Source organism: Mycobacterium sp. NPDC003449 (genome assembly GCF_053588415.1).
In genome coordinates this window covers 21,443-44,945 of the sequence record NZ_JBSFPX010000026.1, presented here as the reverse complement: position 1 = coordinate 44,945, position 23,503 = coordinate 21,443, and the positions used below count along the sequence as shown (strand labels likewise).

At 69.9% G+C, this 23,503-nt stretch carries 22 protein-coding genes; 11 read left to right on the top strand and 11 right to left on the bottom strand.

The window, feature by feature from the left end; all coding sequences use genetic code 11:
• The first annotated feature begins 30 nt into the window (after positions 1-30).
• The 8 genes from rnpA to ACWDTP_RS10110 all read left to right on the top strand — a co-directional run bounded on the left by rnpA (position 31) and on the right by ACWDTP_RS10110 (position 6,224).
• Positions 31-387 (top strand): ribonuclease P protein component, encoded by a 357-nt coding sequence (gene rnpA, locus ACWDTP_RS10145; protein ID WP_450019131.1) that lies wholly within the window; start codon positions 31-33, stop codon positions 385-387.
• A complete protein-coding gene (yidD, locus tag ACWDTP_RS10140; RefSeq protein ID WP_450019129.1) occupies positions 384-737 on the top strand; it encodes a membrane protein insertion efficiency factor YidD in 354 nt (117 codons plus the stop codon). Before rnpA ends, yidD begins: the two co-directional genes overlap by 4 nt.
• 43 nt (positions 738-780) lie before the next feature.
• The gene (yidC, locus tag ACWDTP_RS10135) at positions 781-1,836 is read left to right on the top strand and encodes a membrane protein insertase YidC (RefSeq protein ID WP_450019143.1); all 1,056 of its coding nucleotides are present in this window, start codon (positions 781-783) and stop codon (positions 1,834-1,836) included.
• Positions 1,837-1,872: 36 nt separating this feature from the next.
• Positions 1,873-2,436, top strand: coding sequence for a Jag family protein (locus ACWDTP_RS10130; RefSeq protein WP_450019127.1), 564 nt, complete (start codon positions 1,873-1,875; stop codon positions 2,434-2,436).
• A gap of 62 nt (positions 2,437-2,498) precedes the next feature.
• The gene (rsmG, locus tag ACWDTP_RS10125) at positions 2,499-3,227 is read left to right on the top strand and encodes a 16S rRNA (guanine(527)-N(7))-methyltransferase RsmG (RefSeq protein WP_450019125.1); all 729 of its coding nucleotides are present in this window, start codon (positions 2,499-2,501) and stop codon (positions 3,225-3,227) included.
• Positions 3,224-4,195, top strand: coding sequence for a ParA family protein (locus tag ACWDTP_RS10120; RefSeq protein ID WP_450019123.1), 972 nt, complete (start codon positions 3,224-3,226; stop codon positions 4,193-4,195). The genes rsmG and ACWDTP_RS10120 overlap by 4 nt, the downstream gene beginning before the upstream one ends.
• 55 nt (positions 4,196-4,250) lie before the next feature.
• Positions 4,251-5,252 carry a ParB/RepB/Spo0J family partition protein gene (locus ACWDTP_RS10115; RefSeq protein WP_450019121.1) on the top strand — a complete coding sequence of 334 codons (1,002 nt, stop codon included), beginning with the start codon at positions 4,251-4,253 and terminating at the stop codon, positions 5,250-5,252.
• Between the two features lie 228 nt (positions 5,253-5,480).
• Positions 5,481-6,224: an acetyltransferase gene (locus tag ACWDTP_RS10110; protein ID WP_450019119.1), complete on the top strand. Its 744-nt coding sequence runs from the start codon at positions 5,481-5,483 to the stop codon at positions 6,222-6,224.
• Between the two features lie 67 nt (positions 6,225-6,291).
• Here the strand turns inward: ACWDTP_RS10110 and ACWDTP_RS10105 are convergent, their stop codons facing one another.
• The 8 genes from ACWDTP_RS10105 to ACWDTP_RS10070 form a co-directional block, all read right to left on the bottom strand.
• The gene (locus ACWDTP_RS10105) at positions 6,292-7,482 is read right to left on the bottom strand and encodes a peptidoglycan-binding protein (protein WP_450019117.1); all 1,191 of its coding nucleotides are present in this window, start codon (positions 7,480-7,482) and stop codon (positions 6,292-6,294) included.
• A gap of 118 nt (positions 7,483-7,600) precedes the next feature.
• Positions 7,601-7,933 carry a thioredoxin gene (gene trxA, locus ACWDTP_RS10100; RefSeq protein WP_450019116.1) on the bottom strand — a complete coding sequence of 111 codons (333 nt, stop codon included), beginning with the start codon at positions 7,931-7,933 and terminating at the stop codon, positions 7,601-7,603.
• Between the two features lie 36 nt (positions 7,934-7,969).
• The gene (gene trxB / locus ACWDTP_RS10095; protein ID WP_450019114.1) at positions 7,970-8,905 is read right to left on the bottom strand and encodes a thioredoxin-disulfide reductase; all 936 of its coding nucleotides are present in this window, start codon (positions 8,903-8,905) and stop codon (positions 7,970-7,972) included.
• An 85-nt stretch (positions 8,906-8,990) separates the two neighbouring features.
• Positions 8,991-9,716 (bottom strand): hypothetical protein, encoded by a 726-nt coding sequence (locus tag ACWDTP_RS10090; protein ID WP_450019112.1) that lies wholly within the window; start codon positions 9,714-9,716, stop codon positions 8,991-8,993.
• Positions 9,667-10,296 carry an RNA polymerase sigma factor SigM gene (gene sigM / locus ACWDTP_RS10085; protein ID WP_450019110.1) on the bottom strand — a complete coding sequence of 210 codons (630 nt, stop codon included), beginning with the start codon at positions 10,294-10,296 and terminating at the stop codon, positions 9,667-9,669. The genes ACWDTP_RS10090 and sigM overlap by 50 nt, the downstream gene beginning before the upstream one ends.
• 139 nt (positions 10,297-10,435) lie before the next feature.
• Positions 10,436-14,167, bottom strand: a complete 3,732-nt coding sequence (gene murJ / locus ACWDTP_RS10080) for a murein biosynthesis integral membrane protein MurJ (RefSeq protein ID WP_450019108.1) — start codon at positions 14,165-14,167, stop codon at positions 10,436-10,438.
• Positions 14,164-16,632, bottom strand: a complete 2,469-nt coding sequence (locus ACWDTP_RS10075) for a hypothetical protein (RefSeq protein WP_450019106.1) — start codon at positions 16,630-16,632, stop codon at positions 14,164-14,166. The genes murJ and ACWDTP_RS10075 overlap by 4 nt, the downstream gene beginning before the upstream one ends.
• On the bottom strand, positions 16,614-17,411 hold the full coding sequence (locus ACWDTP_RS10070; protein WP_450019104.1) for an NUDIX hydrolase: 798 nt from the start codon (positions 17,409-17,411) through the stop codon (positions 16,614-16,616). The genes ACWDTP_RS10075 and ACWDTP_RS10070 overlap by 19 nt, the downstream gene beginning before the upstream one ends.
• Positions 17,412-17,495: 84 nt before the next feature.
• Here ACWDTP_RS10070 and ACWDTP_RS10065 point away from each other — a divergent pair, with 84 nt between their 5' ends.
• Together ACWDTP_RS10065 and ACWDTP_RS10060 are read left to right on the top strand one after the other, a co-directional pair.
• Complete coding sequence (locus tag ACWDTP_RS10065; protein WP_450019102.1) at positions 17,496-18,953, top strand: CCA tRNA nucleotidyltransferase; 1,458 nt, start codon at positions 17,496-17,498, stop codon at positions 18,951-18,953.
• A gap of 18 nt (positions 18,954-18,971) precedes the next feature.
• Positions 18,972-19,463 (top strand): pullulanase, encoded by a 492-nt coding sequence (locus ACWDTP_RS10060; RefSeq protein ID WP_450019100.1) that lies wholly within the window; start codon positions 18,972-18,974, stop codon positions 19,461-19,463.
• 76 nt (positions 19,464-19,539) lie between these two features.
• Here ACWDTP_RS10060 and ACWDTP_RS10055 read toward each other — a convergent pair whose 3' ends face one another.
• Positions 19,540-20,316 carry a TIGR03084 family metal-binding protein gene (locus tag ACWDTP_RS10055; protein ID WP_450019098.1) on the bottom strand — a complete coding sequence of 259 codons (777 nt, stop codon included), beginning with the start codon at positions 20,314-20,316 and terminating at the stop codon, positions 19,540-19,542.
• A gap of 22 nt (positions 20,317-20,338) precedes the next feature.
• On the bottom strand, positions 20,339-21,625 hold the full coding sequence (locus tag ACWDTP_RS10050) for an MFS transporter (RefSeq protein WP_450019096.1): 1,287 nt from the start codon (positions 21,623-21,625) through the stop codon (positions 20,339-20,341).
• Between the two features lie 133 nt (positions 21,626-21,758).
• Between ACWDTP_RS10050 and ACWDTP_RS10045 the strand changes: the two genes are divergently transcribed.
• On the top strand, positions 21,759-22,364 hold the full coding sequence (locus tag ACWDTP_RS10045; protein ID WP_450019094.1) for a YqgE/AlgH family protein: 606 nt from the start codon (positions 21,759-21,761) through the stop codon (positions 22,362-22,364).
• A 9-nt stretch (positions 22,365-22,373) separates the two neighbouring features.
• Here the strand turns inward: ACWDTP_RS10045 and ACWDTP_RS10040 are convergent, their stop codons facing one another.
• Positions 22,374-23,447 carry an NAD(P)-dependent alcohol dehydrogenase gene (locus ACWDTP_RS10040; protein ID WP_450019092.1) on the bottom strand — a complete coding sequence of 358 codons (1,074 nt, stop codon included), beginning with the start codon at positions 23,445-23,447 and terminating at the stop codon, positions 22,374-22,376.
• Between the last annotated feature and the right edge of the window lie 56 nt (positions 23,448-23,503).

Genomic DNA, 23,503 nt, shown 5'->3' with positions numbered 1-23,503 from the left:
ACTGCGTGCTTTCGGGCAGGATCTAGCGCGGTGCTCCCGGCTCAGTTCCGGATGAGGCGGTCCGCGGAGTTCAGTGCCACAGTCAGCCGCGGCGTACGCGTCGTCCAACCGGATGTCGTGGTGCACGCGTTGCGGGATCGACTCGATGACAGTGGCCCGCGGATCGGTCTGATCGTGTCCAAGTCCGTCGGCAATGCCGTCGAGCGTCACCGGGTTTCGCGGCGGCTCCGGCACGCCGCACGCACCGTGCTGTCCCATCTCGAGCCCACCGACCGGGTGGTGATCCGGGCCCGTCCCGGTTGCCGTGACGCGGTCTCGCCGCGGCTGGGCCACCAGTTGCGCCAGGCACTTGAGCGGGTGGACACACGGCGCGGGACGTCCCCATGATTCGGCGGGCGGGTGCCGGCGTGGCTCGAGGGTTGATCTATCTGATTCAGCTGTACCGCCACACGGTCTCGCCGCTGCGGCTTCCCACCTGCCGATTCACCCCCACCTGTAGCCAGTACGCGGTCGATGCGCTCACCGAGTACGGGCTGGTGCGGGGTGGCTGGCTGTCCACCGTCCGGCTGCTGAAGTGCGGTCCGTGGCATCAGGGAGGATGGGACCCGATACCGGAGCGCCACCCCCACGTTCATGAGCCCGTCCATGACCGCTGTGTGTCCGGTGAGGCAGCTGGCGCCGAGAACCTTGTCCGGGACGTCCCGGCACAACGAGGGGAGAGCAAGTCGCGTGTTTAATTGGTTCAGCCTCGACATCATCTATTACCCGGTGTCGGCGATCATGTGGGTCTGGTACAAGGCGTTCGCGTTCTTGTTGGGCCCGTCCAACTTCTTCGCCTGGGCACTGTCGGTGATGTTCCTGGTGTTCACCCTTCGCGCGATTCTGTACAAGCCGTTCGTCCGGCAGATCCGCACCACCCGGCAGATGCAGGAGCTGCAGCCACAGATCAAGGCGCTGCAGAAGAAGTACGGCAAGGACCGTCAGCGGATGGCCCTGGAGATGCAGAAGCTGCAGAAGGAGCACGGGTTCAACCCGATCCTCGGGTGCCTGCCGATGCTCGCCCAGGTGCCGGTGTTCCTCGGTCTGTTTCACGTGCTGCGGTCGTTCAACAGGACGCAGGGCGGGTTCGGGCAGATCCAGCTGACCGTCGAGCAGAACCGGGCCACGGGTAACTACGTGTTCAGCCCGTCCGACGTCGCACACTTCCTCGATGCGCACCTGTTCGGTGCGCCCCTCGGCGCCACCATGATCCAGAAGACCGGTCTGGACGCCTTCACCGAATTCAACCGGGCGTCGGTGATCGCTGTCGGTGTGCCGATCATGATCCTGGCCGGCGTGGCGACGTACTTCAACAGCCGGGCGTCGGTGGCACGGCAGAGCGTGGAAGCGGCCTCCAATCCGCAGACCGCGATGATGAACAAACTGGCGCTGTACGTCTTCCCGTTCGGCGTTGTGGCCGGCGGGCCCTTCCTTCCCCTGGCGATCATCATGTACTGGCTCGCCAACAACATCTGGACCTTCGGTCAGCAGCACTACGTGTTCGGCAAGATCGAGAAGGAAGAGGAAGCCAAGAAAGCGGAGGCGCTGGAGCGCCGGGCGGCCAATGCGCCCGCGCCGGGAGCCAAGCCGAACCGGGCCCGCAAGGCCAAAGCCGAGACGGCCGACGAGTCCGGCGGGGGCGAGGCCGACGCGGTGGAGGTCGCTGAGGCGGCCGAGGAGCCCGGCGACGGCGACGGGAAGAGCAATGGAAAGCAGGGCGCCACGGGTACGGCGGGCACGGCGAGTGTGGGCCGAACGCCGAAGCCGGGTGCCCGGCCGAAGAAGCGGAAACGTTGACCAGTTCCGGCTGGCACTAGTAGGGAGAACACGGATATGACGGACGCACAGACCACCACCGAGCCGACCACCGAGCTCGAGGAGACTACCGAAGCCGAGGAGAACACCGGGTCGGAGTCGGACGGCGAGGAAGATCTGGAGGAGCGGTTGGTCGCCGAGGGCGAGATCGCCGGCGACTATCTGGAGGAGCTGCTCGACCTGTTGGACTTCGACGGCGACATCGATCTCGATGTGGAGGGCGACCGCGCGGTCGTGAGCATCGACGGAGGCGGAGACCTGAGCAAGTTGGTGGGCCGCAAGGGTGAGGTGCTCGACGCGTTGCAGGAGTTGACGCGGCTGGCGGTGCATCAGAAGACCGGTGAGCGCAGTCGGCTGATGCTCGACATCGCCCGGTGGCGTCGCCGTCGGCGCGACGAGTTGGCGGCGCTGGGCGATAAGGTGGCGCGGCGGGTGCTGGAGTCGGGTGACCGTGAGGAGCTGGCACCGATGACCCCGTTCGAGCGCAAGATCGTGCACGACGCGGTGGCGGCGGTGGACGGGGTCCGCAGCGAGAGCGAGGGCGTCGAGCCGTCCCGCCGCGTGGTGGTCCTGCCGGACTGACCCTCTAGTTACATCGATGTAGTTCTTGACGCGGCCCCGTTGGGGACGCCGGAGTCCGGAGGATGTTTCACGTGAAACATGGACCGATTCCCGCGGCACCCGACGGGGCCGCGGGTGTTTTCGGGGAGCGGTGGGCAGCCGCCCAGCGGTACGCGGAGATCCTCGCGGGCGCGGGAGTGGAGCGAGGACTACTGGGGCCCCGGGAGGTGGACCGGCTTTGGGAGCGGCACATCCTCAACAGTTCGGCACTGGCGGAGCTGATCGAACCGGGGGAGCGGGTAGCCGACATCGGCAGCGGATCCGGCCTGCCCGGGATACCGTTGGCGTTGGCCCGGCCCGACCTTCGGGTGATTCTGGTCGAGCCTCTGCTGCGGCGCAGTGAGTTTCTTCTGGAGACGATCGCGGAATTGGATCTGGACGCGACCGTGGTGCGGGGCCGGGCCGAAGACGGGGAGGTCCGCGATCGCGTGGGGGAGCTGGACGTGGTGACGTCGCGTGCCGTGGCATCACTGGACAAGTTGACTCGGTGGAGCATGCCGCTGCTGCGGACCGGTGGCCGGATGTTGGCCATCAAAGGTGAGCGGGCGGCGGCCGAGATCGAGGAGCATCGGCGTGTGATGGCTTCCTTGGGCGCGGTGGGTGCCAGGGTGGTCAGATGTGGCGCGAACTATTTGAGCCCACCCGCAACCGTCGTCGCCGCGCGGCGGGGGACGTCCGGTCCGGCGCGCAGCCGGCAGGTGGGAAGCAAGACCCCGGGATCGGGGAGAAGAACGGGCAGGAGACAAGGATGAGTTCGGGTCTTGATGAGGGGGCACCCTCGTCCAGCAAGCCGGATGTTTCACGTGAAACATGGCAGGACGCCAGCCAGTCGTCATGGACGACGGACACCGGTATGGACACCCCGATCGCGGCCGAGGCCGAGCAGGCGACCCGGGTGCTGCACACCCGCCAGGGACACCTGCCGCAACCCGAACGCCAGCGCGTGTTCACCATCGCCAATCAGAAGGGCGGGGTGGGGAAGACGACCACCGCGGTCAACGTCGCGGCCGCGATGGCGCTGCAGGGGCTGCGCATTCTGGTGATCGATCTCGATCCGCAGGGCAATGCCAGTACGGCGCTGAGCATCGAGCATCGTCCCGGCACCCCGTCCTCGTACGAGGTCCTCATCGGGGAGATCTCGGTCGAGGACGCGCTGCAGCAGAGTCCGCACAGCGACCGACTGTTCTGCATCCCCGCGACGATCGACCTGGCCGGTGCCGAGATCGAGTTGGTAAGCATGGTGGCCCGCGAAGGCCGGCTGCGGACGGCGCTGGCCGAACTGAAGAATCACAACTTCGACTACGTCTTCATCGACTGCCCGCCATCGCTGGGCCTGCTGACCATCAATGCGTTGGTCGCCGCGCCCGAGGTGCTGATCCCCATCCAATGCGAGTACTACGCGTTGGAAGGTGTGGGCCAGTTGCTGCGCAACATCGAGATGGTCAAGTCACACCTCAACCCGGATCTGTCGGTGTCGACGGTGATACTGACCATGTACGACGGGCGAACCAAGCTTGCGGATCAGGTCGCCGAAGACGTCCGGGACCATTTCGGCGATAAGGTCCTGCGGACCGTCATTCCCAGGAGTGTGAAGGTGTCCGAGGCGCCCGGTTACGGAATGACGATCCTCGACTATGACCCGGGTTCACGTGGAGCACTGAGCTATCTCGATGCGAGCCGTGAGATCGCCGAGCGCGGCGCGCCGCCGCGACGTCGGTAACCGGGCACGGGTGCATGGTGGATAGGAACGGTAGGCGGATGGCTAGGAGACGAGCATGAATCAGGCGGCGCGCAAGCGGAGCGGCCTCGGCAGGGGACTGGCCTCCCTCATCCCGACCGGACCGGCCGACGGCGAAGGCGACGGTGACCACGCCGGCATCAGCCCGCGTATGGGGGATACCGCGGCCGACGTTCTGTTGGGAGCGCCGCCGGCACCGGCTGAGCAATCCACCGAATCGAACGATGTCGGTGCGACCTACCGGGAGATCGATCCGGGCTCGATCGAGCCCAACCCGCGTCAGCCCCGCCAGGTGTTCGACGAGGAGGCGCTGAGTGAACTCGTGCACTCCATCCGCGAGTTCGGGCTCATGCAGCCGATCGTCGTGCGCGCCCTGCCGAGCGACGGTGCGGCCCGCTACCAGCTGGTCATGGGGGAGCGTCGCTGGCGCGCGGCGCAGGAGGCGGGGTTGGCCGCCATCCCGGCCATCGTCCGCGAGACCGCCGACGACAGCATGCTGCGCGACGCCCTGCTGGAGAACATTCACCGGGTGCAGCTCAACCCGTTGGAAGAGGCCGCCGCCTACCAACAGCTGCTCGACGAGTTCGGCGTCACCCACGATGAACTGGCCGCGCGGATCGGCCGGTCCCGTCCGCTGATCTCCAACATGATCCGGCTGCTGCGCCTGCCGATCGCGGTGCAGCGCCGGGTCGCCGCGGGTGTGTTGTCGGCCGGACATGCACGCGCGTTGCTGTCCCTGGAGGGTGGCCCCGAACAACAGGAGGAGTTGGCGGCCCGGATCGTGGCCGAGGGCCTGTCGGTGCGGGCGACCGAGGAGGCCGTGACGCTGGCCAACCGCGACGACAAGGCCGCACCGGCCCCCCGGCGCAAGCCGATCCAGATGCCGGGCCTGCAGGACGTTGCCGAGCGGCTCTCGACGGCCTTCGATACTCGCGTCACCGTGAGCCTTGGCAAACGCAAGGGCAAGATCGTGGTCGAGTTCGGGTCGGTGGACGATCTGCAGCGGATCGTCGACCTGATGAGCGCCCAAGACCAGTGAAAAGCGACGATCTACCACACACGGGCGTTCCGTCACTGTGACACCTGAGCCGTCCGGGTCGGGGTCTGCACCGGGCGATATCGGCAATATTCTTGTGCAGCAGGGCTTTTCGGCAGATGAGCGCGCATCGGTGCGGTTTTGCGGATGGACTGGGCCGGTCGGCGTCGGCTCTCCTATCCTTGAAGGACAACCGCGCACACCAACACCGTGTGGAACTCGGGGAGTCTAGTGTCAGCATGTATCACGCCGCTTCGGCTCGAGGGATTCGAGCAGTTGCCCAAGCATGCGCGGCGATGTGTGTTCTGGGAGGTCGACCCGTCCACCCTCGGCGGCGACGATCACCTCGCCGATCCCGAGTTCGAGAAGGAGGCCTGGCTCTCCATGGTGATGCTGGAGTGGGGCGCCTGCGGCCAGTTGGCCGTCTCGACACCGGCCGATCATCGGGGCGAGTTCGCCCGGCCGCTCACCGGTGACGAATCGTGCCTCGGCTATGCGTTCTACGCACCGCCGGGTGCGGTACCCCGGGCCCGGCTCTTTCCCACCGCACCCGTCAGCGCCGATGCGATCCTGCTGACGGCGATCACCGTGGAAACCGCCGCGGGCGGTGAGGTCCGCCCGGCAGATCTGCTCGCCGCGGTGGTGGGGGATCTGGTTCGCCGAGGGGTGCGGGCGTTGGAGGCCTTCGGGTACACCGCTGCGGTCGCCGAATTGGGCGACTGCAGCTCGTTACCGGACGAACTCGCCCCGGTGGTGGCGGTGCTGGGGGACTGCGCGGTCGATCAGTGCATGATCGATGCGGCCGCCCTGCAGGAGATGGGGTTCACCGTGGAGGCACCGCACCCGTATTTCCCGCGGCTGCGCCTCGAGCTCGACAAGGGGCTGGGTTGGAAGGCCGAAGTCGAGGCCGCGCTGGAACGGCTGCTGGAGAACGTTCGGCTCGAGCTCCCGGTCGGTGCTTCCACGTCGCGGTGAAAGTCCGGGGATCCGACGGGATAGTGAATACCGTTGTCCCAGAAACAGACTGGGTGGCGGCAGCGGATCAGGCGCCGCGGCCTGCCTGCTCGACCGACAATTCATGGGCCAACAGCTCGGCGAAGGTGAAAGTACCGGTGGGACGGTCGTTCTTGCCCAGCAGATAGAGCCGCTTGACCGCGGCCAGGATACCCTCGGCGATGGCGTCACGGGCCTGGGTGGACACCAGCAGACTGCGGTCGTGCGGGTTGGTGATGTAGCCGACGTCGACCTGGACCGTCGGCATCCGGGTCAGACGCAGCAGATCCCAGGTGCGGCCGTGGGTACGGCAGTCCCGTAAACCGGTGCGCGCGACCACTTCACGCTGGATGAAATCGGCGAGATTGCGGCCGATGGTGGACACCGAACCGTGCGAGTTACCGAAGTGGAACGAGGCCACCCCATTGGCCGACGGGCTGGACTGGGTGGTGCAGCGCAGGCTGATCATCAGGTCGGCGCCCACGGTGTTGGCGGTGCCCGCCCGCTCGGCGTCGGACGGGCTGTGGTTGGGCGGGCGGGAGGTGAAGGTGTCCATGCCGATCGCGGTCATGCGTCCCTCGAGTCGGCTTGCCAAGTCCCACAGGATGTCTGCTTCGCTGATCGGTCCGTCCGGGCCGTGCATGATCAGCCCGTGGTCGGCGCCGCCGCGGCCCGGATCGATGATGACGCGCTTACCGGACAACCGTGGCCCGGAGCGGCGCACCATCTCCTCCTCGCGGATCGCATGGGGCGACCCACCGGTCACGCGCGACCCCAGGAAGTACAGCGAGCGCAGGGTTTCCGGCCCGCAGATACCGTCCGGGTACAGCCCGTACTCCCGCTGATAGGAGGACAGGCCGTTGTGGGTCTGCAGGCCGAAGTGTCCGTCGACCATGCCGGTGTAGAACCCCAGATCCTGCAGCCGCGCCTGCAATGTGGCGACGTCGTCGCCGTACATGGGCGCGCCGAACTGGTGGGCCAGGGTACGGGCCCCGAGCCGGTAGGAGGCCTCGCGCAGCGCCCGGTAGGTGGCCTCGCCGACGATGCCGTCGACGAGCAGCCCACGCCGCTGCTGGAAGGCCCGCACGGCCTGGTCCAGTTCGTTGTCGAAGGCATCGAGCGCCACGTGGCGACCGGTGTTCAGATCGGCGTCGGGACTGTCGACGAGTCCGAGCGCGGCAAGTGCTGCCCGAATCTCGGTGACCGCACCCCCACGATCACCGCGACGCAGACTCGACATACGGGCCCCTCCAGGCTGGTCGCCGGCGTTCTGCCGGACTAGCTCGTCGACCATTGTCTCAGATTCCGGCCCGAATCCGGAAAACGCCAGGCGGCTCCGGGTGGCGCCCAGGGTGGGGTCAGAGCGCGTCGGACAGCTCGCGCAGCAGCGCGGCCTTACCCTTGGCGCCGACGATCCGCTTCACCGGTGCGCCGTCCTTGAACAAGATCAGCGTCGGGATCGACACCACCTGGAAATCGCGTGCCGTGCCCGGGTTGGCGTCCACGTCGAGCTTGGCCACGGTGAGCACACCGGCCTTCTCGGCGGCGATCTCCTCCAGGACCGGTGCGACCATCTTGCACGGGCCGCACCAGGTGGCCCAAAAGTCCACCAGCACAGGGGTGCTGCTGGTCAGGACGTCATTGGAGAACGAATCGTCGGTGACCGCTACGGTAGCGCTGCCCTCACTCATGGGAACCTCTCCTGTCAACTCGAAAAATACGGTTGGTCAAGCGTTTTCGGCGAGCCAACGCTCGCTGTCGATCGCCGCCGAACATCCGGTGCCTGCCGCGGTGACGGCCTGGCGGTAGGTGTGGTCGACGAGATCGCCTGCGGCGAAGACACCTTCGAGTGAAGTGGCGGTGCTGCGGCCGACCACCTGCACATAGCCCTCGTCGTCGAGCTCGACCTGCCCGCGCACCAATTCGGAGCGGGGGTCGTGGCCGATCGCGACGAACACGCCGGTAACCGCGAGCTTGGATTCCTCGCCGGTGACGGTGTCGCGCAGCCGCACCCCGGTCACCTTCGGATCACCCTCGACCTCGGTGATCTCGGTGTTGGTCAGGAAGGTGATCTTCTCGTTGGCGCGGGCCCGCTCCAGCATGATCTTGGACGCCCGGAACTCGTCGCGACGGTGGATCAGGGTCACACTGCGGGCGAACCGGGTGAGGAAGGTGGCCTCCTCCATGGCCGAGTCGCCACCGCCGACCACCACGATGTCCTCGTCGCGGAAGAAGAAGCCGTCGCAGGTGGCGCAGGTGCTCACGCCCATGCCGGTCAGGGCCTCCTCGCCGGGCACGCCGAGGTGGCGGGCCGCGGCGCCCATGGCCAGGATGATCGAGCGGGCCTGATGGGTCTCATCGCCGACCGTGACCGATTTCACCGGGCCGTCGAGCTGTACCGCGTCGACATCCTCCATCCGCAGGTCGGCGCCGAAGCGCAGGGCCTGCTCGCGCATCTCGTCCATCAGCTCGGGGCCGGTGATGCCTTCCCGGAACCCGGGGTAGTTCTCCACCTCGGTGGTGGTCATCAGCGCACCACCGAACTGAGTGCCTTCGAAGACCAGCGGCTTGAGCTGGGCGCGCGCGGCGTAGACCGCCGCGGTGTAGCCGGCGGGGCCCGAACCGATGATGATGACGTCGTGAACGGTCGGTGAGGTGGACATTTGGACCTTTCTGCCGGGTCAGGAGCAGTACGCCTAGCAACGCCAGCGTAAGCCGCACTGTTCCCGGCGCGCCGGGTGGGACAGATTACGGCCGCCGCAGGACGGTGCGGGCCAGCGGCGCGTTGTTGCCGGACCCGCAACCGTCCGGCACCACCAGGCCGGTGATCCCGCCGGGCGTGTCCGTGGGCAGCAGCATCAGCACACCGTGCCTGTCCCGGACGTCCAGCGGCCGCGCTCCCAGTATCCGAACGCCGGACGGGTAGCCGAGGCCGGTCAGGCAGGCCGTACGCCGCTGCGGGTCGCTGAGCGGCCCGTAATCAGGTCGGGCCGCCAGCAGCTCGAGAAGCTGCGGCTCGGGCAGGCCGAGGTCGGTCGGTACCGGCGATGCGGTGATCCGGCCCAGGCTGGTCGGGCCCGAGGGCACCGGACCGGGTGTCCGCATCAGCATGCCGGCACCCAGCCCGGCCAACAGCACCGCCGCGCACCCGCCGGCGATCGCCCCGAACAACCGCCAGCGTGGCGCCGCGGGGCGGTCCGGGCGGGCGGTGCCTGCGGCCCGCAGGGCCGCGCTCACCCTGGCACTGACCTCGGCCGGCACCGGCTCGGCCGATTCGGTGTCGCTGCCAAGGGTGGCCAGATCGCGCCGGACCCGGTCCAGGCCGGCCAGGGTGGCGGCGGCCTCGGGGTCGGTGCGGACCCGGCGGCGCAGCCGCGCCGCCGTGGCGTCGTCGAGTAACCCGGCCTGCAGATCGGCCAGCAGCTCAGGGCCGATCGGCCCGTCCGGCGGTACTCGGGGTGTGCTGGCTGTCATCACCCTCAAAATATCGCAGTGACCTGGCCAGTTTGGTCCTGGCTCTGGCGCATCGGCTCTTCACGGTGCCCTCGGCGACGCCGAGCAGACGGGCCGTCTCGGCCACCGAATAGCCCTGCATGTCGACGGCCACCACGGCGGCCCGCTGTTCGACCGGCAGCCTCAGCAGCGCCCGTTCCACCATGATCGCGGTGTCGACGCGGGTGGCGGGGTCACCGACCGGATCGCGGAGCTGGGCCAGGCCGGCGGCCTCGTCGTAGCCGGTCGGGGCGGGCTGGTGTTTGGCCCGGCGCACCCGATCCAGGCAGGCGTTCACCACGATGCGGTACAGCCAGCTGCTGACCGCCGAGTCGTAGCGGAACGATGCCGCGGTGCGGTGCGCCGAGAGCAGCGCGTCCTGCACCGCGTCGTCGGCGTCGTCGTGATGGTGGCTGGTGAGATAGGCCAGCCGGCGCAGCTGCCGGTGGTGGCGGTGGACCAGCTCCTCGAAGGCGTAGCGGTCCCCGGCCACATGCGCGGCCAGCAACTCGGCATCGGACCGCGCGGCCGGCCCGGCGCGCACTTCCCGCGCCGGCCGCACCGTATCCGCAAACCTCTCGACCCCCCAGAACCCACCCACAAGCCGAACCTAGAGGGTGTTGGGGCCCGCCAAGGACACTTGTTTGGCGGGCCCGCGGAAGCCGCAGCTCACCGGGGGCGGCGGGGTGGGGATGACCGGGTCAGGAGGCGGCTTTGACGGTGATCTCGGAGATGTCGGTGCGGCTCTTGCCGTCGACGGTGCCCAGCGTCGAGATCCACACCAGCAGATTGGACGTCGACGTCGCCTTGTCCACCGAGATGGTGTTCGAGCCGGGTTTGAGCGGCGTCGGCGGGGTCAGCTCGGTGGTGTCCGACAGCGACGACGGCGACGACGACTGAGCCGACCGCAGCTGCACCGAGGTGCCGCTGCTGGTGACGTCGAGGGTGACCGCGCCGACCGTGGTGGCCTCGGGGAGTTGCAGCAGCAGGCCAACACCGTTCTTGAAACCCGGGAACGGCGCGGGGTCGGAATAGGTGTCGGTGGACCACATCGTGCTCGGGTTGCCGTCGATGGCCAACGGTGCCTGGCTCGGTGAGTCGGCCTCACCCTCGGGCGAGAACACCGTGGCCCGAACGGGTTTCACCGTCGCTCCGGTGGCGGTCTGGCTCTCCGGTTCGGATTCCGATGAGGGCGCGTTCAGGCCGAGCTGGTCCCCGCCCAGCCCGTCGCCCACGTCGCCGAAGATCCGGCTCAGCACCGTCGCCAGCACCACCAGGGCCACCACGATGATCGCGGCACCGGCGGTCAGACCGATCGCCAGGCCCTTGCGCCGCCGCGCCTCGGCGTCGACGTCCTCGTCCGCGGCGGCCTTGGCCCGTGCCGCGCGGGGAAGTTCGGTTTCCTCGACCGAATCGATCAGTTCGGTGCGGTCGGCGATCGCGGTGGCCTGCTGCAGCAGGTTCAGCAGGGTCGGTGCGCTGCGGATGCCGCCGCCGGGCTGCACCGCGCGGGCCGCCGCCGCCGAGATCTGGAACGGGATGTCGCGGTCCACCGCGCGCGGCTCGACCGGCTGACCCGCCGGGTCCAGCGCGGCAGGCTCGAGCCCGCTGTCCGAGCCGGATTCGGGCAGCGGCCAGCGGTTGATCAGCAGCGCGTACAGCGCGGCCCCGATCCCGCGGATGTCCTCGTCGGGGGTGGCGTTGGGCAGGGTGGCGGGGAAGGCGAGCGCGACGTCGCCCTCGATGCTCACCCGGACCCGGCTGGGATGGTCGATCGCCAGGGACACCCCGGCCCGGTGGGCGGCCTCGGCGGCCGCCGCGAGGGACTGGATGGCGCGCGCCCCGCCGATCGGCGAGGGCGAGGTGTCGGCCACCTCGGCCAGCGAACCGCCGCGGATCCACTCCGACACGATCAGCCCGCCCGATCCGCTGTGGGCGACGTCGAGCACCCTGGCGATCCCCGGCACGTCGATCCGGCTCAATTTGAGCGTGCGCGACAGCGTGTCCTGCACCTCGGAGTCCGACATCGTGGCGTCGGGGTCGACGAAGGTCAGTGCTACCTGACGGTCCAGCGCGGTGTCCAGCGCCTGCCAGAACTGCAGATTGGGCGGACCGCCGTGGAACACCAGCAGGCGGTAGCGGCCGTCGGCGATGGTCGCACCGGGGATCAGGTGGATATCGTCGCCGGCCGTGGCGGAGTCGAGCGCGGGTTCGTGCGGCGGGGCGAACGAGATCGGCTCCCGGGTGGGGTCGCCCCCGTAATCGGCCGGCGGACGTCCCGTGCCTGCGCCGTTGGACGTGTTCGCGGTGGTCTCGGCCGGCGCCTCGGCTTCTTCGGTGACCTCTTCGGGGACGTCAGGCTGGAACTCGTCGGGGGCCGGGCGCGGCAGCTTGGTGGTCGCGGACCCTTCGACTGCCGGGCCGCCCGCAGATTCGTCGGTCACCGGTGATCCTTTCCGCGTACCCGCTCCGGCAACGGACGCCGGAGGCCCACCCCAGGGGGCCGCCGGGGGTGGCGGCCACCTTTCTTGAGAAGAATTCCTCTGATCAGGGTACGTGACCGGGGTCGCCGGTTGCTGTCGGACGGGCGGCAGATTGCTTTGCACGGCTACCTTTCGGGGCGCGGTGGCGGCCGTTTTCCGCCGCCCGCCCAGCCGGTTGGCGACGGCGGCGACGCCGGCCTGCGCCTCGGGTACCCGCGCAGCTACCAGCACCGCCACCACGATCGGCGCCATGATCAGGCCGAGCACCACCAACCTGAGCAGCGAACCCGCACCCCCGTAGTGGGCCGTCAAGGATTCCAGCCCGAGCAGCTGGTCGACGACGTGCCCGATCAGCCCGGCGCCCAGCGAAGCCGCGACGGTGACCAGGATGGTGCGCACCACGTCCGGGCCGATCATCCGCCCGCCCGGCGGATTCAGGTGGGCACGCAGCAGGATGTGCCCGACGACCGCCCCCGCCAGGAAGCCGAGCCCGTTGGCCAGCCCGAGGTAGCCGGCCACCAACTGGGGATCGTCGGTGAGGTGGGGCGCCGCGATCGAGCCGGCGATCTTGACGATCGTGATGACGACGATGACGAAGATCGGGGTCCACGGCTTCTCGCGGGCGTAGAACACCCGCAGCTGCAGCAGCACCAGCGCGTAGGGGATCAGGGTGAACGCGGACAGCGTGATCGCCATGCCCAGGTACCCGGCCGCGTCGGCGCTGAAGTTTCCGTAGGCGAACAGGGCGCTGCCGATGGCGGGCCCGCCGACGGTCATCACCGCCACGATCGGGATCAGCGTGATCATGGTGAGCCGGGTGGCCAGCGACAGGTCGCCGAGCACCGCGCCCAGGTTGTCGGCGGCCGCGTTGCGGCTCAGCCGGGGCATCACGACCGTGAGCACCGTGACCCCGATCATCCCGAACGGCAGCTGCAACACCAGCCAGGTGTAGTTGTAGATGGCCGGCCCGGACGCGGCGGCGGTACTGGCGATCTGGTTGCCGACGATCAGACCGATCTGGCTGATCAGCACGTAGAGCACCATCGCCGCGGCCATCCTGCCGAACTTCTTGAGCCGGTCGTCGATGCCCCACAACGGCCGCATGCTGACCCGCTCGGCCCGGATCGCCACCAGCAGCACCGCGGTCTGGGCGACCACGCCGAGCGTCGTGCCGACGCCCAGGACCAGCAGTTTGGCATTGCCCATCTGGACCGGGTCGGTCGAGAGCTCGCCGGGAACGATCACGTACAGGCCGAGCGTGACGATGGCGATCACATTGTTGAGCACCGGTGCCCAGGCCGGCGGGCCGAACACGTTGCGGGTGTTGAGGATCGCCGAGAACACCGAGGACAGACCGTAGAACAGCACCTGGGGCAGCAGCAGAAAAGCGAACGCCACCGTCAGCGGATTGTTGACCTGCGGATCGCTGCCCAGCATGACCCGCACCAGCAGCGGGGCGCAGATCACCGACAGCGCCGTGGTGACCAGCAGCAGCGTGGTCGCCAGGGTCACCAGCCGCCGGACGAATGCGGTACCGCCGTCGGGGTCGTCGCGTTCGGCGCGGGCCAGCACCGGGACGAAGATCGCGGTGAAGGTGGCCTCCAACACCAGCGCGGCGACCATATTCGGCAGCTGGTTGGCCACCGAGAACGAGCTCAGCAGCGCGTCACCGAGGATGAACGCCAGCAGCGCCATCCGCAGGAAACCGGTGAGCCGCGAGATCAGCGTCGCGAACGCCATCCCCCACGACCGCGACACCACGGCCGCATCGGACAGTTCGGGGCGCCCGGCCCTGCGGCGCGGCGCCGGGCCGCGGGGCAGCCGGGCCGGCCCCGGCGGGCGGGTCGGGGCGGATCGTGGCGTGCCGGCCTCGGCGTGCCGCCCTGGCGCCCGGGGCACCGGGGGCGGGGGAGTCGCCGCCTGGTGCACCACGCGCCGTTCGGGTGTCATGGCCGCCCGTCCCGCGGGGTATCGGAGTCGTCACGGCTGAACGCCATGGCGACGTCGAGCGGATCGGGATGCACCCCGGGCGGGATCAGGTCGGCGCGGTCCGGCTGGCCGCGGAACCGGTGCCACAGCCGCCGCCCGGCCAGCGCGAACAACACCGCGCCCGCCGACAGCGTGATGAAGAACAGCACCTTGCCGTAGGCGTTCGAATGCACCGAAAGGCGCACCGGCACCCCGAGTTCCAGCCCGTTGACGGTCTGCAGATTCACGTCGACGGCCACCCGCTGGGTGAAGTGGACCTCGATCGGCACCCGCAGCGGCAGATAGCCGGGCGGCAGTTCGATCTCCCCCATGTCCGAGACCGTCATCCCGGGCGGCGCATCCACCCGCAGCCGCACCCGCACCGGCACCGGCAGATCGTTGCGCAGCGCCAGCGGCAGCGGGCTGCGTTCGGTGGCCAGGGTGTAGGCGCCGCCCGGATTGACGATCGTGACCGCGCGGAACATATCGCCGACGCTGCGGCCCGCGGTGGCCAGCCGCCGCTCGGCCAGCCCGTTGCGGGCCTCGGGCGGTACCGACTGGCTGAGCGCCCGCAGCATGTCCTCGCGCAGCGGGGCGGTGTACTGGGCGCCCGTCAGGCCCGTGCGTTCATCGGTGGTCAGCGCACCGGTCAGGCCCCACAACCGTCCGGTGACCGCGGCGATCCCGCGGGTGACGGCGTCGTCGATCCGGCTGTTCGGGTTGCCGAGGGCCTCGGCGGGTGCGGGCTGCACCGGATCGGGGGGCACCGCGTTGCCCTCGGCGATCACCGCGGTCAGCGGGCGCGGAGTGGCCAGGCCGGCGTGGATGGTGGTGGCCAGCGAGGTCAGGATCGCCTGCGCGTCGTCGGGGTGCAGGGTCCACACCAGCGGGGGCATCAGGATCTGGGTGCGTGGCGCCACGGCCGGGCTGAGCCCGCGCCACAGCATCGCGCCGAGCGCATCCTGGCGCCGCGCGGCGGGCGAATCGTGGCGGACCGGGACGTCCATCGAGGCGTCGAGGTAGGACGGGGATTCCGGATCGGACCCGGCACCCGCCAGGGCGGCCCCCACCGCGGGATCGAATCCGGCCGAGACCAGGTTGGGCCGGTACCGCAGCGGGGTCAGGTCGGCGGTCTCGGGGGCACCGGTCGCGGCGTCCTGCGCGGTGATGTGGGCGGCGGCGATCGCGACGGTCTCACCCTGCGCGGCCAGCAGATCCACGGCCGGGCCGGTGAGAGGACCGTCGGCGACCAGGCTGGCACCGCGGGTCGAGGTGACGCCGAGGATCTTGTCCACGATGTCGCCGGCACCATTGGTGGCGATGGCGCTCAGACCCGGATCGCCGACCCGGTGCAGCGCGGCCAGATCGGCCTGGGCGTAGGTGGTGGGTGCCACACACATCCGTTGCGCGAGCCCACGTAACCGGTTCAGCCAGTTGAGCGCGGCCTCCTGGCCGGTGCCGGGGCGGGTCGGGGTGCCAGGACCGGCATCGGGTCCGTCGTTGACGACGTAGCCGCCCGCCATGGCGTTGACGGTGACCAACAGGTCGGGGTCGACCGCCAGGCACAGCGCGCTGCGGACCTGGCCGGCCGGATCCACGGTCGGCCCGGTGGCGAAGTCGGCCGCCGAGAGCAGCGTGTCCAGCCGCCCGCCCGCCGACACCGAGGCGGCCAGGTCGTCGTCGATCAGCCGGATCGGGGTGGTGCCGCCGGGGGCGCCCGCCGCCAGCCGGGGCCGGTCGGCCAGCGGCCACAGCATGGTCAGCTGCACTGGGTCGGAGGTGTCGGGCGGGACCACGGCGTTGAGCGTGTCGGCGGCCGAGGCGGCGCCCGCGGACGCATCCGACGGGACCCCGATCACCGGCAGCAGGAAGCGGGCGTCGTCGAGCCGGGCCGGTGCGCCGTAGTCGGGGGTGCCGTTGACGTTCATCAGCACCGGGTACACCCCGGGCTGTTCGATGTGCAGCGACGACAGGCCACCGGGGAGCTGCGCCCCGGGATCGTCGCCGCGCAGCGGATAGGACAGGGTGAACGCCGCGCTCTGGCCGCGCTGCAGCTCCTGGGACACCGTGACGAAGTCGGCGACCGGTTCGAACTGGTCGACGGCGCCGGTGAGGTCGGTGCGCAGCTCGGTCGACGAGGACACCGCCGCGGCGTGCTCCATCCGGATCACCACATCCCGCACCGGCCGGTCGCCCACGTTGAGTACGACGCCGCTGACCGTCAGCGTCGATTCGCTGGTGGTGGTGACCACGTCGGGGGTGACCCGGTCGATGCGGATCTGCAGGAACGGTAGCTCACCCGGCTCACCCGCCGCGGCCGGCGGCGCCGCCGGCACCGAGAAAACGCCGGTGAACAGCGACACCACGGCCATGGTCAGCACCACACGCACCGCGGTCGACAACCGTCGGCCCGTGGCTCCGACCCGGGTCACGGTCCCTGTCCGCATCCGTTCGTGCGCCGGCGGGGCTGGGGTTGCGGCGAATCGTCGCGGCGGTGATTACGTGTATGGGAGTGCGTCTGCGCGCGTCGCCGCGGCGAACTGCGCGGCAGCGGCGGCAGCGATCCCGGGCCGTCGGTGTGCAGTTTGTCGATGAGTTCGCCGGCCACCTCGGCCAGCTTGCGTTCGTCGGCGTAGGCCAGCCGCGACGGCAGCTCGTCCAACGGCACCCAGGCCACCTCGGTGACCTCGACGTCGTCGTCGGACAGTTCACCGCCGAGGAAACGCATGAGGTAATGGTGCACGGTCTTGTGGACCCGGCGGCCCTCGGTCACGAACCAGTAGTCGATGCTGCCCAGCGCGGCCAGCACGGTGCCCTCGATGCCGGTCTCCTCGGCGACCTCGCGGATCGCGGTCTGCTCGGCGGTCTCACCGAGTTCGATGTGGCCCTTGGGCAGCGACCACAGCATTCGGCCACGGCGGTCGACCCGGCCGATCAGTGCGGCCACCTGGGTGTCCTTGGGGCCGTCGATGCCGTCGATGACCAGTCCGCCCGCCGAGGTCTCGTGCACGGTGCGCAGCCGGTCCGGTGGGCGCCGGGGCCGCGGCTTGTGTTGTTTGGGCTGATCCTTGGGTGACGGTGCGGCCTGCTGGTCGGCGGGTGCGGCCTGTTGGCCGTTGGGGTGCTCGTCGGCGCCGACGGGTGGGCCGGCCGGCCGTTGCGCGCGGCGATGGCCACGGCGCCGACCCCGGCGCCGTCGTGGTTTGGCCCGTTCGCCGTCCGACACCCAAGCGATAGTAGCTGCCGTGCCGGTCGGCTCCCGCCACACTCGCCGGTAGCACGCGCACACCGCACATTAGGCTCATCGAACGTGCCCGAAGCTGCTACTGATGCCGAACTGCTAGCCGGCGCGCTGGTCGCGCTGAACCGCCGCGCCGGGGTGCTTCGTGAGCTGGGCCGGGTCTTCGAGGACCACGGACACCAGCTCTACCTGGTCGGCGGTAGCGTCCGCGACGCGCTGCTGGGCAGGCTCACCGAGCACAGCGATCTCGATTTCACCACCGACGCCCGGCCCGAGCAGATGCAGCGGTTCCTCCGGGCCTGGGGCGATGCCATGTGGGACACCGGAATTCAGTTCGGCACCATCGGTGTCGGCAAGGGCGGCGACCGGTTGGAGATCACCACCTTCCGGGCCGACAGCTATGACCAGGTGTCGCGCAACCCGACCGTGGAGTTCGGCGACAATCTCAACGACGACCTGGTGCGCCGCGATTTCACCGTCAATGCCATGGCGGTGCGCATCACCGCCGACGGTCCGGGCGAATTCCACGATCCCCTCGGCGGTTTGGCGGCCGCACGGCGCAAGGTGCTCGATACGCCGTCCGGGCCGGAGGTGTCGTTCGGCGACGATCCGCTGCGGATGTTGCGGGCCGCGCGGTTCGTCTCCCAGCTCGGTTTCACGGTGGCGCCGCGGGTGCTGCAGGCGCTGCTGGACATGGCGCCGCAGCTGGAGCGGATCACCGCCGAGCGGGTCGCGGCAGAGCTCGACAAGTTGTTGCTGGGTGACGATCCGGTCGCCGGGGTCGACGTGATGGTGCAGACCGGGCTCGGCGCGGTGGTGTTGCCCGAGGTCGGCGATATGCGGATGGCCATCGACGAACACCATCAGCACAAGGACGTGTACTGGCATTCGCTCACGGTGCTGCGCCAGGCCATGGATCTCGAAGGCTCTGGAGGCTCAGACATCGGTCCTGACCTGGTGCTGCGCTGGGCCGCCCTGCTGCACGACATCGGCAAACCCGCGACCCGCAGGCACGAATCCGACGGCGGGGTGAGTTTTCACCATCACGAGGTGGTGGGCGCGAAGATGACCCGTAAGCGGATGCGGGCGCTGAAGTACTCCAAACAGATGGTCGACGACGTGTCCCAGCTGGTGTACCTGCACCTGCGGTTCCACGGGTACGGGGACGGCAAGTGGACCGACTCGGCGGTGCGCCGCTATGTCACCGATGCGGGCCCGTTGCTGAGTCGGCTGCACAAACTCGTCCGGGCCGACTGCACCACGCGCAACAAGCGGCGGGCGGCGCGGCTGCAGGCCAACTACGACGATCTGGAGAACCGGATCGCCGAGTTGGCGGCCAAGGAGGATCTGCAGCGGGTCCGGCCCGACCTGGACGGCAACGAGATCATGGAGATCCTCGGCATCCCGGCGGGCCCGCAGATCGGAGAGGCGTGGCGCCACCTCAAGGAGCTCAGGTTGGAGCGGGGTCCGCTGAGCCGCGAGCAGGCCACCGACGAATTGTTGAAATGGTGGAACGCCAGGGGCTGACCGTGCGTCTGAACATGCATGGACTACTGCCTGGGTGACCCGGACGGCTCGGCCACCATGTGGACCGCCGAACCCGCGGTGGACGTGGACGGGGACGGCGCACCCGACGGGATCGGGCTCGATCTCGACGGTGACGGTCGCGCCGACGATGTCATGGCCGACCTGGACCGCGACGGTGTCGCCGAGCATGCGCTGCGCGACCTCGACGATGACGACCGGGCCGAAAGTTACTTCACCGACGACGGTTCGGGCGTCTGGGCGGTCAGCGTGGACCGAACCGGCCAGGTGCGCTGGTTCGATCTGGACGGAGTCGAACGGACCGGGGGGCCGCTGGTCGACTTCGACGGCAACGGCGCGGCCGACGAGCGGCTGCTCGACGCCGACGGCAACGGGCTGGCCGATCGGGTGCTGGCCGGCAACCTGGCCCACGTCGACACCGACGGTGACGGCCGCTGGGACCTCAAACTGGCCGATACCGACGGCGACGGCCGCGCCGACACGGTCGCCTAACTGCGCGAGCGACCGTGTCTGTACACCGCCACGCCGTGCAGCGCGTACATATGGGGTCGCTCGCGGAGCCGAGGGCTCAGCCCCGGCCCGCCCCCGGCGGGCCGGCGAAGGCCTGCGCGATGGTCAGCCACGTCGCGGCATCCTCGCCGACGGCCGTCATGGTCAGCTCGCCCGGCGCCCGCCGCTGGGTGACCAGCATGCAGAAATCCTCGGCCGGGCCCGTCACCCGCTGCCCGGCATCCCGCGGGCCCCAGGCCCATTCGGAACCGTCGGGCGCCCGCAGCTCAACCCGGAACTCCTCGGCCGGGGCGGTCAGCCCGTTGACCGAGTAGGCGAAATCGCGGGTGCGGACGCCGATGTGGGCGATCGAGCGCAGCCGGGCGGTCGCGGGCCGGGTCACACCGAGCGCATCGGCCACGTCCAGGCCGTGCGCCCAGGTCTCCATCAGCCGCGCCGTGGCCATCGACGCCGCGCTCATCGGCGGCCCGAACCACGGCAGCTTGCGGCCGTCGGCGACGCGGCGCAGCTCGTCGTGCAGCCGGGTGCGGGTGCGGCGCCAGTCGGTCAGCAGGTCGGCCGGCGGCGTGCGGGCCAGGTCCTCGGCGGCGGCGTCGACGAAGCCGGTCGGGTTCTGCATCGCCTCGGCCAGCACCGCGCCGAAGGCAGGCTCGTCGGTGATGGCGGTGACCGACACCCGGTCGGTCCACAGCAGGTGGGCGATCTGATGGGCGATGGTCCAGCCGGGGGCCGGGGTGGCGGTCGCCCAGCCGGGCTCGGCCAGGCCGGCCACCAGGGCGTCGAGGTCTTCGCTCTCGGCCCGCAGGTCGGCCACGATCAGCTCCGCTGTCGGCATGCGGGTCAGATTAATCCGGCGGTCAAACCCGGCGGGGGGAGGCCGCGAGTGCGTGCCCGGCCAGCCCGGCGAGGTAGATCGCCGATCCGGCCGCGACCAGCGCCGGGGCCCGCCCGTCGGGGGGGATCACCGCCGCCGACACCGCGATCGCCGCGATGAACGACATCCAGAACAGGGCGTCCTGCACGGTGAACACGTGGCCGCGCAGGGCGTCGTCGACGTCGATCTGCATCGCCGAATCCGCGCACAGTTTCACCAGCTGCCCGGCCGCGCCCAGCAGGCACCCGCACACCAGCATCACCGGTAGCTGCAGCCCGACCGCGACGAGTTGTGCGGCCGCGGCGAACCCGAGCGCACCGTTGGCGGTGGCGTAGCGGCCGATCCGGGCGATCAGGGCGGGGGCGGCGACGGTGGCCGCGAAGGACCCGGTGCCGGTGGCGGCCACGAAGACCACCGCGGTGCCGAGGCCGAGGCCCGCGACGTGGGTCGGGGTGTCGGTGTGGCGGACCATCACCAGCACCACCAGCGTGTTGATCCCGAAGACCATGCGGTGCGCGGCAAGCCCGGTGAGGGTGCCCGCGACGGGCCGCACCGCGACGACGGTCCTGATGCCGTGCAGCCAGCCGGTCGCCACGGCGTAGGCCACCGAGCCGTGGATGGCCCGCTTGCTTTCGTGCGGTCCCAGCACGTGCGGGCCGAACCGCACCGACAGCCACAGCGCGAGCGCGACCGGCGCCAGCACGATGAAGATCACCACCGCCGCACCGGCGTCGTCGGCGCCGAACAGCCACCGCGGCAACAGCATGAAGTTGGCGCCGACGAACGTCGCGAGCGCCCCCGAGGCGGTGGCCACCGAGTTCATCGTCACCACCTGCCCGCGGGGCACCACATCCGGCAGCGCCGCGGAAAGGCCCGATGAGACGAACCGGGTGAACCCGTTGACGATCAGCGCGCCGCACAGGATCGGCACATCGCCCGCGCCCGCGGCCAGCAGCAGCCCGGCCGCCAGGATGAGGATCAGCCGGCCCAGGTTGGCCCCGATCAGCACCAGGCGGCGGTCCCAGCGGTCCAGCAGGGCGCCGGCGAACGGGCCGAGCAGTGAGTACGGCAGGAACAGCACGGCGAACGATCCGGCGATGGCCCACGGCGCCGCTTCGCGCTCGGGATTGAACAGGATCGCACCGGCCAGCCCGGCCTGGAACAGTCCGTCGCCGAACTGGCTGACCACGCGGAGTTCCAGCAGCCTGCGGAACTCGGTCATCCCGCGCAGCGACCGCCAGAGGGCGATGGGCGCGCGAGCGTCGACCATGGAGATCACGTCCTGTTCGGGAGGGCCCTGACAGCCAAGGGCAACCCGATCCACAGTACAAAGCGGGCGAGAAATCCGGCCACGCCTGCGGTTGTTCACCACGCCGGGACGGCGCTGGTGCCATGATGGACGAGTGGCGCAGTCAGAGGATCCGGAGGATTTCATCGCGCCTGCGGCGCATCGGGTCCGTCCGGGCACACTTCTGCTGGCCAACACCGATCTGCTGGAGCCGACGTTTCGGCGCAGCGTCATCTACATCGTCGAGCACAACGCCGGCGGCACCCTGGGTGTGGTGCTGAACCGGCCCAGTGAGACCGCGGTCTACAACGTGCTGCCGCAGTGGGCCAAGCTCACCACCAAACCCAAGACCATGTTCATCGGCGGCCCGGTCAAACGGGACTCCGCGCTGTGCCTGGCGACGCTGCGGGTCGGCATGCAGGCCGACGGTGTGCCGGGCCTGCGCCACGTCCAGGGCCGGATCGTGATGATCGACCTGGACGCCGACCCCGACACGCTGGCCCCGATGATCGAAGGGGTCAGAATTTTCGCGGGCTACTCGGGCTGGACGATCGGTCAGCTCGACGGGGAGATCGAGCGTGACGACTGGATCGTGTTGTCGGCGTTGCCATCCGATGTGCTGATCGAGCCCAGGATCGACCTGTGGGGCCGGGTGCTGCGGCGCCAGCCGCTGCCGATGTCGATGCTGGCGACGCACCCGATCGACGTCAGCCGCAACTGAGCCGGCCGCTCAGTCGAAGGTGATGACGGCCCGCCCGACGATCTCGCCGCGGGCCAGCGCCTGCAGCCGGTCGTTGATGTCGTCGAACCCGACCGTCGTCACGTTGTGCTTGAGCAGCCCGTCGCCGGCCAGGGCGAGCACCTCGGTGAGGTCGGTGTAGTTGCCCCAGAACGATCCGAAGTACGAGCGCTCACCGTTGACGAACGGCAGCAGCGGCAGCTCGACCCGCTCACCCATCAGGCCCACCGAGGTGAGCGCGCCCTCGCGAGCCAGGATGGCGGCGGCCAGCCCGAGCGATTCCGCCGACCCGGCGCAGTCGAGGATCGCATCGGCCTCGCGGCGGCCGGTCAGCCCTTCGAGTTCGTCGCCGACCTGTTCGGCGGTCTTGTCGCGGGTGTTGACCGTGTGGTGGGCGCCGTTGGCCTTGGCGACGGCGAGTTTGTCCTCGCTGCGGGCGAATCCGACGACGGTGGCCCCGCCGCCGAGCAGCCGCGCGTACTGCACGGCGTAGCTGCCGAGGCCGCCGATCCCGTTGACGACGACGGTCCGGCCTGCCCCGAGCGCGCCGGCGTCCTTGAGCTTCTTCATCCCGCGGTAGGGCGTCAGCCCGGCGTCGGTGAGCGGGGCCAGCGTCTCGGCGGTATCGGTGGACACCCCGTTCGACGATCCGGCCGCGATGACGTTGCGGTGTGGCACCGCAACGTATTCGGCGAATCCCCCGGGCGGGCCGAAGCCGATCATCCGGCCCGCCGCGCACAGCTGTTCGTTGCCCTCGCGGCACTGCCTGCAGGTCCCGTCACCCCAGTTCGGCAGCACCACCGCCAGATCGCCCTCCGCGAGCCCGCCGGCCTCGGCGGCTTCGGATCCCAGCCCCACGACCCGCCCGGCGATCTCGTGGCCCGGGATCACCGGGAACGGCAGCGGGCCCGGAAAGTACCCCTCGATGAGCTGAAAGTCGCTGCGGCACATGCCCGCCGCGGCGACCTTGATCAGGACCTCGTCGGGCCGGGGGTCGGGCACCGGGACCTCTTCGAGCCGCAGCGGCTCGTGGTAGGCGTACAGGCGGGCAGCGCGCATCAGCATGGGGACTCCTCGTCGGCTGGTCTGGTGTCGATTGCCAGCCAACCGCGCGCACCGGC

Bases quoted from the DNA above. Each gene is read 5' to 3' on its own strand.
- yidD (WP_450019129.1), top strand. From the start codon at position 384: ATGATTCGGCGGGCGGGTGCCGGCGTGGCTCGAGGGTTGATCTATCTG.
- yidC (WP_450019143.1), top strand. From the start codon at position 781: ATGTGGGTCTGGTACAAGGCGTTCGCGTTCTTGTTGGGCCCGTCCAAC.
- ACWDTP_RS10130 (WP_450019127.1), top strand. From the start codon at position 1,873: ATGACGGACGCACAGACCACCACCGAGCCGACCACCGAGCTCGAGGAG.
- rsmG (WP_450019125.1), top strand. From the start codon at position 2,499: ATGTTTCACGTGAAACATGGACCGATTCCCGCGGCACCCGACGGGGCC.
- ACWDTP_RS10120 (WP_450019123.1), top strand. From the start codon at position 3,224: ATGAGTTCGGGTCTTGATGAGGGGGCACCCTCGTCCAGCAAGCCGGAT.
- ACWDTP_RS10115 (WP_450019121.1), top strand. From the start codon at position 4,251: ATGAATCAGGCGGCGCGCAAGCGGAGCGGCCTCGGCAGGGGACTGGCC.
- ACWDTP_RS10105 (WP_450019117.1), bottom strand. From the start codon at position 7,482: ATGTCGAGTCTGCGTCGCGGTGATCGTGGGGGTGCGGTCACCGAGATT.
- trxA (WP_450019116.1), bottom strand. From the start codon at position 7,933: ATGAGTGAGGGCAGCGCTACCGTAGCGGTCACCGACGATTCGTTCTCC.
- trxB (WP_450019114.1), bottom strand. From the start codon at position 8,905: ATGTCCACCTCACCGACCGTTCACGACGTCATCATCATCGGTTCGGGC.
- ACWDTP_RS10090 (WP_450019112.1), bottom strand. From the start codon at position 9,716: ATGACAGCCAGCACACCCCGAGTACCGCCGGACGGGCCGATCGGCCCT.
- murJ (WP_450019108.1), bottom strand. From the start codon at position 14,167: ATGACACCCGAACGGCGCGTGGTGCACCAGGCGGCGACTCCCCCGCCC.
- ACWDTP_RS10075 (WP_450019106.1), bottom strand. From the start codon at position 16,632: ATGCGGACAGGGACCGTGACCCGGGTCGGAGCCACGGGCCGACGGTTG.
- ACWDTP_RS10060 (WP_450019100.1), top strand. From the start codon at position 18,972: ATGGACTACTGCCTGGGTGACCCGGACGGCTCGGCCACCATGTGGACC.
- ACWDTP_RS10055 (WP_450019098.1), bottom strand. From the start codon at position 20,316: ATGCCGACAGCGGAGCTGATCGTGGCCGACCTGCGGGCCGAGAGCGAA.
- ACWDTP_RS10050 (WP_450019096.1), bottom strand. From the start codon at position 21,625: ATGGTCGACGCTCGCGCGCCCATCGCCCTCTGGCGGTCGCTGCGCGGG.
- ACWDTP_RS10040 (WP_450019092.1), bottom strand. From the start codon at position 23,447: ATGCTGATGCGCGCTGCCCGCCTGTACGCCTACCACGAGCCGCTGCGG.